Origin of the sequence: Pseudomonas sp. LFS044 (assembly GCF_047978245.1) — a bacterium.
Taxonomy (GTDB): domain Bacteria; phylum Pseudomonadota; class Gammaproteobacteria; order Pseudomonadales; family Pseudomonadaceae; genus Aquipseudomonas.
Genome location: NZ_JBFPFX010000015.1, coordinates 87,485 through 101,920, shown reverse-complemented (window position 1 = coordinate 101,920; position 14,436 = coordinate 87,485). Strand labels below are relative to the sequence as shown.

General features: G+C 63.6%; 14 protein-coding genes. 3 read left to right on the top strand and 11 right to left on the bottom strand.

Annotation, left to right across the window (positions count from 1 at the left end):
* Positions 1-39: 39 nt before the first annotated feature.
* From tsaB to ppc, 3 genes are all read right to left on the bottom strand, one after another.
* On the bottom strand, positions 40-714 hold the full coding sequence (gene tsaB / locus ACNQPL_RS14805) for a tRNA (adenosine(37)-N6)-threonylcarbamoyltransferase complex dimerization subunit type 1 TsaB (protein WP_416467127.1): 675 nt from the start codon (positions 712-714) through the stop codon (positions 40-42).
* A 189-nt stretch (positions 715-903) separates the two neighbouring features.
* A complete protein-coding gene (gene adk, locus ACNQPL_RS14800; protein WP_346611819.1) occupies positions 904-1,554 on the bottom strand; it encodes an adenylate kinase in 651 nt (216 codons plus the stop codon).
* A gap of 257 nt (positions 1,555-1,811) precedes the next feature.
* The gene (ppc, locus tag ACNQPL_RS14795; RefSeq protein ID WP_346611820.1) at positions 1,812-4,439 is read right to left on the bottom strand and encodes a phosphoenolpyruvate carboxylase; all 2,628 of its coding nucleotides are present in this window, start codon (positions 4,437-4,439) and stop codon (positions 1,812-1,814) included.
* Positions 4,440-4,609: 170 nt separating this feature from the next.
* Between ppc and ACNQPL_RS14790 the strand changes: the two genes are divergently transcribed.
* The 3 genes from ACNQPL_RS14790 to ACNQPL_RS14780 all read left to right on the top strand — a co-directional run bounded on the left by ACNQPL_RS14790 (position 4,610) and on the right by ACNQPL_RS14780 (position 6,474).
* Positions 4,610-4,954: a pilin assembly protein gene (locus ACNQPL_RS14790; protein ID WP_387525249.1), complete on the top strand. Its 345-nt coding sequence runs from the start codon at positions 4,610-4,612 to the stop codon at positions 4,952-4,954.
* Between the two features lie 267 nt (positions 4,955-5,221).
* Positions 5,222-5,635, top strand: coding sequence for a DUF4398 domain-containing protein (locus ACNQPL_RS14785; RefSeq protein WP_346611822.1), 414 nt, complete (start codon positions 5,222-5,224; stop codon positions 5,633-5,635).
* 50 nt (positions 5,636-5,685) lie between these two features.
* Positions 5,686-6,474, top strand: a complete 789-nt coding sequence (locus ACNQPL_RS14780) for an OmpA family protein (RefSeq protein ID WP_346611823.1) — start codon at positions 5,686-5,688, stop codon at positions 6,472-6,474.
* A 156-nt stretch (positions 6,475-6,630) separates the two neighbouring features.
* Here the strand turns inward: ACNQPL_RS14780 and ACNQPL_RS14775 are convergent, their stop codons facing one another.
* The 8 genes from ACNQPL_RS14775 to wspR form a co-directional block, all read right to left on the bottom strand.
* A complete protein-coding gene (locus tag ACNQPL_RS14775; RefSeq protein WP_387525243.1) occupies positions 6,631-6,957 on the bottom strand; it encodes a hypothetical protein in 327 nt (108 codons plus the stop codon).
* The gene (locus ACNQPL_RS14770) at positions 6,954-7,877 is read right to left on the bottom strand and encodes an alpha/beta hydrolase (RefSeq protein WP_346611825.1); all 924 of its coding nucleotides are present in this window, start codon (positions 7,875-7,877) and stop codon (positions 6,954-6,956) included. Before ACNQPL_RS14770 ends, ACNQPL_RS14775 begins: the two co-directional genes overlap by 4 nt.
* Entirely contained in the window at positions 7,849-9,126 is a 1,278-nt protein-coding gene (locus ACNQPL_RS14765; protein WP_346611826.1) for a flavohemoglobin expression-modulating QEGLA motif protein, read from the bottom strand. The genes ACNQPL_RS14770 and ACNQPL_RS14765 overlap by 29 nt, the downstream gene beginning before the upstream one ends.
* A 27-nt stretch (positions 9,127-9,153) precedes the next feature.
* Entirely contained in the window at positions 9,154-9,702 is a 549-nt protein-coding gene (locus tag ACNQPL_RS14760) for a hypothetical protein (RefSeq protein WP_346611827.1), read from the bottom strand.
* A 29-nt stretch (positions 9,703-9,731) separates the two neighbouring features.
* On the bottom strand, positions 9,732-10,448 hold the full coding sequence (locus ACNQPL_RS14755) for a TetR/AcrR family transcriptional regulator (protein WP_346611828.1): 717 nt from the start codon (positions 10,446-10,448) through the stop codon (positions 9,732-9,734).
* Between the two features lie 192 nt (positions 10,449-10,640).
* A complete protein-coding gene (lysS, locus tag ACNQPL_RS14750; RefSeq protein ID WP_346611829.1) occupies positions 10,641-12,143 on the bottom strand; it encodes a lysine--tRNA ligase in 1,503 nt (500 codons plus the stop codon).
* A gap of 93 nt (positions 12,144-12,236) precedes the next feature.
* A protein-coding gene (gene prfB / locus ACNQPL_RS14745) for a peptide chain release factor 2 (RefSeq protein ID WP_346611830.1) occupies positions 12,237-13,332 on the bottom strand; the annotation gives its coding sequence in 2 pieces (ribosomal slippage) (positions 12,237-13,259 and positions 13,261-13,332; 1,095 coding nt in all).
* A gap of 92 nt (positions 13,333-13,424) precedes the next feature.
* Positions 13,425-14,429, bottom strand: a complete 1,005-nt coding sequence (gene wspR, locus ACNQPL_RS14740; protein ID WP_346611831.1) for a Wsp signal transduction system regulator diguanylate cyclase WspR — start codon at positions 14,427-14,429, stop codon at positions 13,425-13,427.
* Positions 14,430-14,436: the final 7 nt, after the last annotated feature.

Sequence of the window (14,436 nt, the reverse complement as noted above, 5' to 3'; positions counted from 1 at the left end):
AAGGTTTTATCGACAACCGCGATAACCGACGAACAGCACTCAGCGGGCTTTGGGCGTAGCTACATTATCGCGCAGGTAAACCGGTTGCGCCTGGTCGGCGGCGATTGCCTCGCCACGCGCCCAGGCAAAGCGTGCCAGGCTGAGGATATCCAACGCGTTCGGCAGCGCCGCCGGGTTGCTGGCACTGGCCTGCACAGCGAAGCGCTCGGCGTAGCCCCAGCCAGTACCGGCGCCGTACCAGTCGCCGCTGCTGGCCTCAGGCAACGCCACGCGCTCCGGAGGCAGCACTGCTTCCTGGCCTTGCAGGCGCATCTCGCCGGCCACCGCCTTGTAGCAACCCCAGTATACTTCGTCCATGCGCGCGTCGATGGCAGCTGCCACCTGCTCGGCACCGTGCTCGCGCAGCGCGCCCTGGGCCAGCGCGGCCAGGTTGGACACCGGCAGCACCGGGCGCTCCAGGGCAAAAGCCAGGCCCTGCACCACGCCGATGGCGATACGCACACCGGTGAACGCGCCCGGGCCACGGCCGAAGGCGATGGCATCGAGGGCATTGAGCGCCACACCGGAATCACCCAGCAGCTGCTTGATCATTGGCAGCAGCTTCTGCGCGTGCATGCGCGGGATCACCTCGTAATGGCTGGTTACCTTGCCATCATGCAGCAGCGCGACGGAACAGGCTTCGGTGGCGGTATCCAGGGCCAGCAGGGTGGTCATCGAACGGGTATCCAGGTGCGAATGAAAAGAGCGGCAGTATAGGGCACCAGCGACGTTGTGTCCCCAGGGGCCGCCGTGTGGCCTTTGCACAACAGCGCTTTGACGCGATCTCTGCAGGAGCCGTGGTTCGAGGCCTTGAAATGACTACGGCCCGCTAGCGGGCCGTTGTGATGTGCGGCAGGTGATGGATCAGCTCAGAGCTGCCAGGACCTTGGCCGTGATGGCGTCGACCGAACCAACACCTTCGATGTGGCTGTACTTAGGCTTGCCAGCATTGGCAGCCGACAGCTTCTGGTAGAACTCCACCAGCGGCTTGGTCTGGGTGTGGTAGACCGACAGGCGATGACGCACGGTTTCTTCCTTGTCGTCGTCGCGCTGGATCAGGTCTTCGCCGGTGACGTCGTCCTTGCCTTCCACTTTCGGCGGGTTGTACTGGATGTGGTAGGTGCGGCCCGAGGCCAGGTGCACGCGGCGGCCAGCCATACGGCCAACGATCTCTTCGTCGTCGACAGCGATTTCGACCACGGCGTCGATGTCGACACCGGCAGTGACCATGGCTTCAGCTTGCGGGATAGTCCGTGGGAAACCGTCGAACAGGCAGCCGTTGGCGCAGTCTGGCTGGGCGATGCGCTCCTTGACCAGGCTGATGATCAGCTCGTCGGAAACCAGCTGGCCGGCATCCATGACTTTCTTCAGTTCCAGGCCCAGCGGGGTGCCAGCCTTGACGGCAGCACGCAGCATGTCACCGGTGGAGATCTGTGGAATACCGAACTTTTCGGTGATGAACTTTGCCTGAGTACCTTTACCGGCCCCGGGAGCTCCCAGCAGAATTACGCGCATCTCGTGCTCCTCAAATTTTTTTATGAAATTCAATGGATTCGGCAACCAGGGCCAAGTCCGGAATATCGGGTATGACCATAAATCGGTCAGAAGGCTGCTCAAGATACACAGCGCCCGTCAGCCAGACAAGCGCCCCAAAGTTACAGGAATGTGCCATGCCTGCCTGCGGCTGCAGGCGGTTGCGCCCGGCGCAACCACCCTCCCCACCTTACCCTGGGTAACCCGACGCCCAGGGTGGCGGGCACCGCACGATAGCCTCAGCCGGTATTGCGCAGGCCTGCGGCAATGCCCGCCACGGTGACCAGCAAGGCCTGCTCCAATGGGCTGTCCAGAGCGGCTTCACGGCTGCGCGAACGCGCCAGCAGCTCGGCCTGAAGGCGGTGCAGCGGATCGAGGTAGGTGTTACGCAGGCTGATGAATTCCAGGGTCTCGGGGCTGTGCGCCAGTAGCACCGGCTGCCCGGTCAGGCCCAGGACCACTTGGCACGACTGCGACAATAGGTCGCGCAGATGTGCACCTAAAGGAAGCAGGCCGGGTTGCACCAGACGTTCGTCGTAGGCCTCGGCGATTTGTGCATCGGCTTTGGCCAGGACCATCTCCAGCATGTCGATGCGGGTACGGAAGAACGGCCACTGCTCGCGCATCTGCGCCAGTAACGCGCCCTGGCCACGGGCCAGCGCATTGCTCAAGGCCGTTTCCCAACCCAGCCAGGCGGGCAGCATCAGGCGCGTCTGGGTCCAGCCGAAGATCCACGGGATGGCCCGCAGGCTTTCAATACCCCCGGCACGGCGCTTGGCCGGGCGGCTGCCCAGTGGCAGGCGCCCCAGTTCCTGTTCCGGCGTGGACTGGCGGAAGTACTCGACGAAGTCTGGGTTCTCCCGCACGACGCTGCGGTAGGCGTCGACACCGTCGGCCGCCAGCTGGTCCATCAACGCACGCCAGGCCGGTTCAGGGGGTGGCGGCGGCAACAAGGTGGCCTCCAGCACCGCAGCCAGGTAAAGGTTGAGATTCTGTTCGGCAATGCCCGGCAAGCCGAACTTGAAGCGGATCATCTCGCCCTGCTCGGTGGTGCGAAAACGCCCCGCCACCGAACCCGGTGGCTGCGACAGGATCGCCGCGTGGGCCGGGCCGCCGCCACGGCCGACAGTGCCGCCACGGCCATGGAACAACAGCAGCTCGACCTGATGTTCACGGCAGATGCGCACCAGGTTTTCCTGCGCGCGGTACTGCGCCCAGGCTGCAGCCGTGGTGCCGGCGTCCTTGGCCGAATCGGAGTAACCGATCATCACTTCCTGCGGCCCGCGCAGGCCCGCACGGTAGCCCGGCAGGCCCAGCAGCCGCTCCATCACCGGCCCGGCGTTGTCCAGGTCGGCCAGGGTTTCGAACAGTGGCACCACACGCATGGGCCGGGTCAGGCCGGCCTCCTTGAGCAGCAACTGCACGGCCAGCACATCGGACGCCGCGCCGGCCATGGAAATGACGTACGACCCCAGCGATGCGCCAGGTGCTGCGGCTACTTCACGGCAGGTGGCAAGCACTTCGGCGGTGTCGGCCTGGGGCGTGAAGTGAGCGGGGAGCAATGGCCGGCGGTTTTTCAGTTCGGCCTGCAGGAACGCGATGCGCTTGTCTTCATCCCAGTCGGCATAGTTGCCCAGGCCAAGGTAATCGGTGATCTCCGACAGCGCGTCGCGGTGCCGGGCCGCATCCTGGCGCACGTCCAGGCGACCGAGGAACAGGCCGAAGGTCACCGCGCGGCGCAAAGTGTCGAGCAACGGGCCATCGGCAATAACGCCCATGCCGCATTCGTGCAGCGACTGGTAGCAGAGCTCCAGCGGCGCGATCAGGTCACGGTTGTCCACCAGCACGTCGGCGCTGGCCGGTTGGTTGCTGGCCAGCGACGCATGGGCCCAGGCACGTGTCGCCCGCAGGCGGTCGCGCAACTGCTTGAGGACGGCGCGGTAAGGCTCCGCACTCTCCCCCACCCGCTCGCGTACGGCACTGCTGGCCTGCTGCATGGACAACTCGGCGGCCAGCGCATCGATGTCACGCAGGAACAGGTCTGCGGCCATCCAGCGCGCCAGCAGCAGCACCTCGCGGGTGACGGCGGCGGTGACATTGGGGTTGCCGTCGCGGTCGCCGCCCATCCACGAGGCAAAGCGAATGGGTGCAGCTTCCAGCGGCAGGTGCAGGCCGGTGGCCTCGAACAATGCCTTGTCGACCTTGCGAAGGTGGCTGGGGATTGCATGCCAGAGCGAGTGCTCGATCACCGCGAAGCCCCATTTGGCTTCGTCTACAGGGGTTGGCCGGGTGCGGCGGATTTCTTCGGTGTGCCAGGCCTCGGCGATCAGCCGACGCAGGCGTTCGCGCACCTGCTCGCGCTCGGCGGGGGTCAGGTCGCGGTGGTCCTGGGCGGCCAGCTGGCCGGCGATGGCGTCGTATTTCTGGATCAGCGTGCGGCGTGCCACTTCGGTCGGGTGGGCCGTGAGCACCAGCTGGATGTCGAGCTTGGCCAACTGCCTGGCCAAGGCATCGTCCTTGTGCCCGGCCTGCTTGAGGCGTGCCAGCAGCTCGGGCAACACCCGCGCTTCAAAGGGCTCGGGCTGGTCGGCATCACGGCGGCGGATCAACTGATACTGCTCAGCCATGTTGGCGAGGTTGAGAAACTGGTTGAATGCCCGCGCCACTGGCAGCAGGTCTTCCTCGGCGAGGTCCGCGAGGGTCGAACTCAACTGCTCGCCGGCACTGCGCCGGTCGGCCTTGGCGCTGTGGCGGATGGCCTCGATCTTTTGCAGAAACGCCTCACCGTGCTGCTGGCGAATGGTATCGCCGAGCAATTCGCCCAACACATGCACATCTTCACGCAAGCGCACATCGATATCGGTCATTGGCCCTCTCTTCGGCGCGGCTCGCCCGCGCTCTGCTCCGGAAACAGCACTGGCCCAAGAGTGCCCATAGCCGGGGCGTGATGGCAAGCCGCGATCGGGCAAAGCAAACTAAAGTAAAGGCACAACAGTCCGATGCGATGCAGCCTTTGAAGGCGTTTACCGAGGTCATCATGAAAATCCGCGAACTCGCCCAGCACTGGGAACAGAATGCCGCCGGCACCCTGAGCCCGACCGGCCATAGCTTGCACCTGGACCTGGAGTCCGAAGCACGCCTGGCGGCCCTGATCGACATGTACCCCAAGCGCACCGCCGAAGAACTGCTCGGCGAACTGGTCGCCGCCGCACTCGAAGAGCTCGAGGCCAGCTTCCCTTACGTGCAGGGCCGCAAGGTCATTTCGACCGATGAGGAAGGCGACCCGCTTTATGAAGACATCGGCTCTACGCCGCGCTTTCTGGCCCTTTCACGGCGCCACCTGCAGAGCCTCAGCAACACCGGCGACGACAGCGGCAACTGACGCGCCTTCCTGATGTTCCGGGCCGCCCATCGGCCCGGAATACCGCTGCTGTCAGTGGAAGTTCCATGGGAAAACCGCTGACCAATCAGTCAGAAATACTTGGTATTTTTTTCTGAACTATTCAAAAAACGCCTCAGTCAGAGCCAATAGCCATCACGCTAAAACCCTGCACACCTGCCGTTGTGCACCGTTCAGCCGACACGCGAGGCGATGCCAGGGATTGAGCGATGGACTGCTACGGACATCGTCGTTATCAGGAGTGATCCAATGGAGCTGACCACCATGAAGACCCGCACTTCGAAATTTACATCCACTCACCTGCGCGGGTTCAAGCTGGCCGCGCTGGCCCTGGGCAGTAGCCTGGTCCTGGCCGGCTGTGCAGGCAACCCGCCAACCGAGCAGTATGCCGTCACCCAGTCCGCCGTGAACTCCGCCGTCAGCGCTGGCGGTACCGAGTTTGCCGCCGTCGAAATGAAAGCGGCGCAGGACAAGTTCAAGCAGGCTGAAATTGCCATGCATGACAAGAAGTATGACGACGCCCGACGCCTGGCCCAGCAGGCCGAATGGGATGCTCGCCTCGCCGAACGCAAAGCCCAGGCTGCCAAGGCCCAGAAGGCCGTGCAGGATGCCCGCCAGGGCGTTCAGGACGTACGTGAGGAAGGCCTGCGCAGCGCTCAGTGAGCCCTGCCCTGCCCGCCTTAGCCTTCGCACTCGATCAAAGGATGAACACTATGCGCAACTACGTCATGATTCCCGCCCTGCTGGCCCTGAGCGTCGGTCTCGCTGCTTGCTCGCACGACCCGAACGCCAACCTGGAGTCGGCCCGCACCAACTTCTCGTCGCTGCAGAGCGACCCGCAGTCGAGCAAGGTCGCGGCCCTTGAAACCAAGGACGCCCAGGACTGGCTGAACAAGGCCGACAAGGCCTACATGGACCGTGAGGACACCCAGAAGGTCGACCAGCTGGCTTACCTGACCAACCAGCGTGTCGAAGTGGCCAAGCAGACCATCGCCCTGCGCACCGCCGAAGGCGAGCTGAAAAACGCCTCCGCCCAGCGTGCCCAGGCCAAGCTGGATGCCCGCGACGCACAGATTGCCAAGCTGCAGGACAGCCTCAACGCCAAGCAGACCGACCGCGGTACGTTGGTCACCTTCGGCGATGTGCTGTTCGACTTCAACAAGGCCGAGCTCAAGAGCAGCGCCTTGCCTAACGTCACCAAGCTGGCGCAGTTCCTTCAGGAAAACCCTGAGCGCAAGGTGATCGTAGAGGGCTACACCGACAGCGTCGGCTCGGCCAACTACAACCAGACCCTGTCCGAGCGCCGCGCCGCTGCCGTGCGCATGGCCCTGGTACGTGCAGGCGTAGACCCGGCGCGCATCGTCGCCCAAGGCTACGGCAAGGAGTACCCGGTTGCTGAAAACTCCAGCAACTCGGGCCGTGCGCAGAACCGCCGCGTGGAGGTGACCATCTCCAACGACAACCAGCCGGTGGCACCGCGTTCGGTAAGCCAGGCGCAGTAAGCTGGCTAGCTGAAACAAGAACCCCGCCGTGATGGCGGGGTTTTTTGTTTGTCTGTTTCGGCCTCTTCGCGGGGCAAGCCTGCTGCCACAAGTGAGGTACCTGTGGGAGCGGGCTTGCCTCGCGAAAAGGCCGGTACAGCCAAAGCAAGTGACTGCTCACTGCACCTGCTTCGGCGTCTCCTCGCCCATGCACCGCACCGCACGCTTGCGGTTGTCCACCAGCACGCCGGTCAGGCCTTTCTGCTCGGTGTCGAACAACACCAGCACGCCATCCACGCACTGCGCCACCTGCGGCGCCCGGTCGAGGGATACTTTGTAATCCTCGCCGGGAATGGTCTTGAGCATGGTGAAGTCCTGCAACAGCAGTGCATCCTCCGGTTTTGCGAAATGCAGGTAGCCGTAATACCAGAGGGCCCCCACCGTCACGATGATGCTGCCGACACCGGTCAGAATCAGCGGGATGGCGTTGCGTTCTTCACTCATTGCTTGTTCTTCTCGTCAGGGTAGTTGGGCACTTCGGCAAGCCGCCGCAGGCCGTTGAAATGGCTCGGGTCATCGAGAAAGCGCAGCATCACCTGGCGCCACACCGGGTCAGCGAAGGTCTGCACGTGGCCGCCACGGGTCAGTTGCAGCACCCGCGGTGGCGGTGCGTGCTGGTACAGCCGGATGCCGTTGTTCATCGGCACCAGGTTGTCGTCGATGCTGTGGAAGAACAGCTTCGGCGGGCTACTCAGGCGCTCCACCGAACGGATCGCGCTGTCGCCATCGGGCACCAGCCAGGACAACGGCACCTGCAACGGCCAGGTCATCCATGAGGTACTCAGGGCAAACCGCCCTACATCGCGATAGCTGGCCGGCACCCCATCGAACACCAACGCGCTGAAGCGCTGGCGCTGGTCCGGGTGCTCGGCAAGGTAGTGAATGGCCATCGCCCCGCCAAGGCTCTGCCCCAGCAACACCAAGGGCTTGCCCTTGACCTCGGGTGCCTGGTCGAGCCAGGCCATGGCCGCCGCGATGTCTTCATAGACCTCCGGCAAGCCAGGCTTGCCCTGGGACAAGCCATAGCCGCGGTAGTCGATCATCAGCACCTGGTAGCCTTGCTCCGGCAGCCAGTAGCTGCCGCCAAGGTGCCCGGCCAGGTTGCCGCCGTTGCCATGCAGGTGCAGCACCGTGCCTTTGACCGCCACGCCGGCCTTGGCTGGCAGCCACCAGCCATGCAGGCGGACACCGTCCGCGGTAGAAAGGGTGACATCGCGGTACTGCAGCTTCGCCCGCTCCGGCGTGAACGGCTGGCCAGGCTCTGGGTAGAACAGCAGGCTGCTGCACCCCCCAAGCCCCAGCAGCAACATGCCTAGTGCCAGCCAGCGGCAGCGCTCAGAGAATGTTCGCGTAATCGGCTTCAATGCGATCAAGGCTCAGGTGGTTGAGGAAGTTAGAGAAGCACATCCACGCCGACAGCGCGTTGAGGTCGCGAAACTGCTCCGGCAGGTATTTGGGCGGCTCCACCAGGCCCTCTTCGACCAGCTGGCGCAAGGTGCGCATGTCTTCGAGGGTGGTCTTGCCGCAGAACAGCAGCGGAATCTGCTCAAGCTTGCCCTTCTTCACGGCCAACTGAATGTAGTTGTAAACCATGATGAAGCCTTTGAGGTAGGACAAGTCCTTGGTAAACGGCAAGCCATTGGGCACCGAACCGCGGAACACCCGGCTGGCGTTGCTGTAGCTTTGCGCCATCTCGAAGCCCTGGGCGCGGAAGAATTCGAACACCTGCAGAAAATCAGCGCCCTCCTCGACCATGTGAATGGCGCGGGTTCGGTTGGTGAGCTTGCGCAGGCGGCTGGGGTAGGAAGCAAAGGCGATCACCTCCATGAGGATCGCCAGGCCCTCCTGGGTCACCGTCGACGAGGGCGGGCCCTTGGCGAGGAAGGTGCAGATCGGCTGATTGAGCCCGTTCAGTGTGGTACCCACGTGCACCAGCCCCTCATGCACCTCCAGCGCGCGCACGTCGCGGCTGTTGAACATGGCGTCAGCGCGGACCTTGATGTAGTCGGCGCCCGCTGCAGCATCGGCGACGATGCCATCGGACTCGAACACGCGGATGGTTTCCTCGGCCTCGCCGAACACCTTGTTCAGGCGGCGCTGGAGAATGTCCACGGCCTCCTTGGCAGTGAGGTTCTTTGGCTCGTCCTTGAGGTCGCCACGGCCATCGATGTTGTTCAGGTAGTCGGAAAGCATCAGGCCCAGATCGGCCAGGGTCGGGTCGCCGGCGTGGAAGGCATCGGACGCCGCGCCGTACAGTTCCTGGGAGATCAGGCCGAAGTCTTCGGTGCCGCGCGCTTCGAGCATGCGCACCACCATGCGGTACTCCTTGCACATGCGCCGCATGATCTGCCCGACCGGGTTGAACTGGCCGAGCCGACGGGTGATGTCGCGCTCGATGCTCTGGAACTCGGCCTTGACCGCGCTGGAATCGAACGACAGCGGGCGCGACTGGTAATAGGCGCGGTCTACCGCGGGTGGCTCCTTGCCCTTGGACTTGAGGAAGCCCTGGCGAATGCTGTCGTCCCACTTCACCGCATCCAGCACGCGGATCGGGGTCTGCGCCGCGACAATGCGGTCGGACAGCGCGCGTATGGTCTGCTGATACTCGTCCACCGGGGACTCCTTGAAATCAGATCCTGGCTATTTGCCGCTGCGCTGGAAGCGTGCCACCTCGACGAACAGGTCGGAGTTGGCCGGGTCATCCAGGTAGGCCAGCACCCGCGCGGACGGGCTGTCGATCAGCACGCCTGCGCCGTTGTCTTCGGGTACCTCGGTGCTGTGCCCGCTCAGCTCCTTCTTCTCGACCGCCTGCTGCACCTGCTCGACGTCGAGGTTGTATAGCACCAGCTCCTTGCCATCGACGATATCGAAGCCGCCGATCAGGAAATTGCCACCCAGGCGCTTGGGCACACCGGCCGAGAGGTACCAGCGGTTGCCGTGGCGCGATACGGTGAACACATATTCTGCAGGTTTCTTGCCCTTGGCCGTAGCCACGGCCTTGTAGGCATCGGCGCCACTGCGGCTGATGACCAGTTTCAGCGGTTCGCCCCAGGCATCCTTGCTGCTCCACTGGCCGAGCAGGGCCTTGGGCGCCGCCTGATTACTCGGCAGCGGCTCATGGAAGGTCACCAGACAACCGCCCAGCAGCAGGAATGACAACGTCAACAACACCACACGCCAGGCTTTCATCAGGTTCTCCTTGAAAGTTCGGACTGTGCTCAGGCCGATGCCAACACCAGGTGCAGGTAACGGGTAAGCATAGCGAGCATCTGCCCATCGGCTTGCGCATCGGCGTCCTTGAGCAGGCCCTGATATTCCATCTGCTCGATAATCGCCGTCAACATCTGGGCGTCCTGTTCCGGCTGCTGCGAGCCGACGACCTGCAAAAGCTGCCGCGTGCCATGCAGCAGAATCTGCTCATGGGCACGCACCAGCTCGGCCAGGCGCGGGCACAGCAGCGCCTCCTGGCGGAAGGCCTGTTCGGCCATCATGAAGTCGCGACGGTTGAGCAACTGACGGGATACATAGTCGGCGGTCATGCGTGCCACTTCGTCGGCCAGCCGCGCCCGCGATTGCGCGCTGCCATCGCCCTGGGCCAGCAGCTGGCGCAGGACCACTTCGGTATTGGCCCAGAGCTTGGCCATGTAGGCGGCGCTGCGCTCGACGTACTGGGCGAAGGTATCGGTGAGCAGGTCCTCGATATCCTTGAAATAGTAGGTGGTGGCCGACAGCGGCACGCCCGCCTCGGCGGCCACCGCACGGTGACGCACGCCACGCACGCCATCACGCACGACGATGCGCATGGCGGCGTCGAGGATCAGCTGGCGACGCTGTTCGCTGCCTTGGCGGGCGGTCTTGCGACCCTGGTATTGCACGCTTTCGGCGACGGCGGTGGCAATGCCGGCGGCGCCTTGCTGGGCGGTTGCGGGGGTCACGGGTGTACCTCATCGATCTTGGGGTGACTGTACCGGCCCTATCGCCGGCAAGCCGGCTCCCACAGCTACCCCACTGTATTCAAGCGCGGTGCGGTACCTGTGGGAGCCGGCTTGCCAGCGATAGGACCTGACAGACAACATAAGGTTTCAGGCAAGAAAAAGCCGCCTCGTAAGGCGGCTTGTTCAAATGGCTCAGGCCTGTGGACGCATGTGCGGGAACAGGATCACATCGCGAATCGACGGCGAGTTGGTCAGCAGCATCACCAGGCGGTCGATGCCGATGCCTTCACCGGCGGTCGGCGGCATGCCGTATTCCAGGGCGCGAACGAAGTCGGCATCGTAGTGCATGGCTTCGTCATCACCGGCGTCTTTCTCGGCCACCTGGGCCAGGAAGCGCTCGGCCTGGTCTTCGGCGTCGTTGAGCTCGGAGTAGGCGTTGGCGATTTCGCGGCCACCGATGAACAGCTCGAAGCGGTCGGTTACCGCCGGGTTTTCGTCGTTGCGGCGCGCCAGCGGCGAGACTTCGAACGGGTACTCGGTGATGAAGTGCGGCTGCTCCAGCTTGTGCTCGACCAGCTCTTCGAAAATCATCACCTGCAGCTTGCCCAGGCCTTCATGGCCGAGCACCTTGGCACCGGCTTTCTTGGCGATAGCACGCGCCTTGTCGACGTCCTGCAGGTCGGCGGCAGTCAGCTCAGGGTTGTACTTGAGGATCGAGTCGAACACCGACAGGCGCACGAACGGCTCGCCGAAGTGGAACACCTTGTCGCCGTACGGCACGTCGGTGCTGCCCAGTACCAGCTGCGCCAGCTCGCGGAACAGCTCTTCGGTAAGGTCCATGTTGTCGTTGTAGTCGGCGTAGGCCTGGTAGAACTCGAGCATGGTGAACTCGGGGTTGTGCCGGGTCGATACGCCTTCGTTACGGAAGTTGCGGTTGATCTCGAAGACCTTCTCGAAGCCACCGACCACCAGACGCTTGAGGTACAGCTCCGGCGCGATACGCAGGAACATGGCCATGTCCAGGGCATTGTGGTGGGTTTCGAACGGCTTGGCCGCGGCACCACCCGGGATGGTCTGCAGCATCGGCGTTTCGACTTCGAGGAAGTCGCGCTCGGTGAGGAACTTGCGGATGTGCGAGATCACCTGCGAACGCACACGGAAGGTGTGGCGGGTTTCTTCGTTGACCATGAGGTCGACGTAGCGCTGACGGTAGCGCTGCTCGGTGTCGGTCAGGCCGTGGTGCTTGTCGGGCAGCGGGCGCAGCGACTTGGTCAGCAGGCGCACGTTGGTCATTTCGACGTACAGGTCGCCTTTGCCGGAGCGCGCCAGGGTGCCCTCGGCGCTGATGATGTCGCCCAGGTCCCAGGTCTTGACGGCGGCCAGGGTTTCTTCCGGCAGGGTCTTGCGGTTGACGTAGACCTGGATGCGGCCGGTCATGTCCTGGATCACCATGAACGAGCCACGGTTGAGCATGATGCGCCCGGCAACCTTGACCGGAATCGCTGCAGCTTCCAGTTCTTCCTTGGTCTTGTCGGCGTACTGCTTCTGCAGGTCGTTGCAGTAGCTGTCGCGACGGAAGTCATTGGGGAAGGCATTGCCCTTGGCGCGCTCTGCGGCAAGCTTTTCCTTGCGCAGGGCGATCAGGGTGTTTTCTTCCTGTTGCAGGTCTTGCGATTCGGTCTTGAGGTCGCTCATGTCGTCATTCTTTCCATCAGGTATTCGTTGCCCTTGTCGGGCAGGGCACGCGATGCCGGCAGGCAGCCGGGCATCGCGGCGGTGGTGTGCGGCTTACAGCCCCTGCTTGAGGCTCGCTTCCAGGTACTGGTCGAGGTCGCCGTCCAGAACCTTCTGGCAGTCGCTGCGCTCTACGCCGGTACGCAGGTCCTTGATGCGGGAGTCATCCAGCACGTAGGAGCGGATCTGGTGGCCCCAGCCGATGTCCGACTTGCTGTCTTCAAGCGCCTGGGAAGCGGCGTTGCGCTTCTGCATTTCCAGCTCGTACAACTTGGCCCGCAGCATTTTCATGGCGGTGTCTTTGTTGGCGTGCTGGGAGCGTTCGTTCTGGCAGGCCACCACGGTGTTGGTAGGCACGTGGGTGATACGCACCGCAGAGTCGGTGGTGTTCACGTGCTGACCACCGGCACCCGAGGAGCGGTAGGTGTCGATACGCAGGTCGGACGGGTTGATGTCGATCTCGACCTTGTCGTCGATCTCGGGCGACACGAACACCGCCGAGAACGACGTGTGACGACGGGCGCCGGAGTCGAACGGGCTTTTGCGCACCAGGCGGTGCACGCCGATCTCGGTGCGCAGCCAGCCGAAGGCGTACTCGCCCTTGATGTGCACGGTGGCGCCCTTGATACCGGCGACCTCGCCTTCGGAGAGCTCGATGATGGTGGCGTCGAAACCGCGCTTGTCGGCCCAGCGCAGGTACATGCGCAGCAGGATGTTGGCCCAGTCCTGCGCTTCGGTACCGCCGGAGCCGGCCTGGATGTCCAGGTAGGCGTTGTTCATGTCCATCTCGCCGCTGAACATGCGACGGAACTCAAGCTGTGCCAGGTTCTCTTCCAGGCCTTGCAGCTCGGTCACGACGTCGCTCACGGCGTTTTCGTCATTTTCCTCGACGGCCATGTCGAGCAGGTCCTTGCAGTCGGCCAGGCCGCCGGACATCTTGTCCAGGGTCTCGACGACCTGCGCCAGCATGGCGCGTTCGCGGCCCAGGGCCTGGGCATACTCGGGCTTGTTCCACACGGCTGGGTCTTCCAGCTCGCGGTTGACTTCGATCAGGCGGTCATGCTTTTGATCGTAGTCAAAGATACCCCCGAATGGACTGGGAACGCTCGGTGAGGTCCTTGATGGTGTTCAGAATCGGTTGGATTTCCATGGGCGCGCGGCTCTCGTACGAATTCGGTGAAAAGCCCGCGAGTATAACCGATCCAGGGAGCTGCGGCAGCCCGTTGGGCTACCGCTCGTGCCTCAGGCAATGCCGACCTGGTTGCGGCCGCTGTTCTTGGCCAGGTACAAGCCCTTGTCCGCTGCCGAAATCAACTGCCGGCAATGGCTGCCGATCGCAGGTGTGTGGGTCGCCAGGCCAATGCTGACGGTCAGCCGCGAATCGGCCTGCGGCGCTGTGTGCGGAATACTCAGGCCATGCACGGTCTGGCGTAGCTTCTCGGCGACCAGGCGGGCACCGCCCGGGGAGGTATTGGGCAGCACCAGGGCGAACTCCTCGCCACCGTAGCGCGCCGGCAGGTCGGTGGGCCGTGCGCAGGAACCGCGAATGGCCTCAGCCACCTGGCGCAACGCCTCGTCCCCGGCCAGGTGGCCGAAACTGTCGTTGTAGACCTTGAAGTAATCGACATCGATCATCAGCAACGACAACTGCTGCTGTTCACGCATGGCCCGGCGCCATTCCAGCTCCAGGTACTCGTCGAAATGGCGGCGGTTGGACAGCCCGGTCAGGCCGTCCGAGTTCATCAGCCGCTGCAGCATCAGGTTGGTGTCGAGCAGTTGCTGCTGGCTCACACGCAGTGCACGGTATGCCTCGTCGCGCTGCAGCAGGGTCAGGTACGAGCGCGAGTGATAGCGGATGCGCGCCACCAGCTCGATGGTGTCCGGCAGCTTGACCAGGTAGTCGTTGGCACCTGCCGCGAAGGCAGCGCTTTTGACCAGCGGGTCTTCCTTGGTCGACAGGACGATGATCGGGATGTCCTGGGTGGCCGGGTTGTTGCGGTACTCGCGCACCAGGGACAGGCCGTCCAGGCCCGGCATGATCAGGTCCTGGAGGATTACCGTGGGCTTGATGCGCATGGCCTGGGCCACCGCCTGGTGCGGGTCGGCGCAGAAGTGGAAGTCGATGTTCTCTTCGTGGGCCAGGCCACGACGCACCGCTTCGCCGATCATCGCCTGATCGTCGACCAGCAAGACCATCGCCGAATTTTCATTGGCGGTCGCAAAACCTTCGATGGGTAGATCAGTCATCCGTATT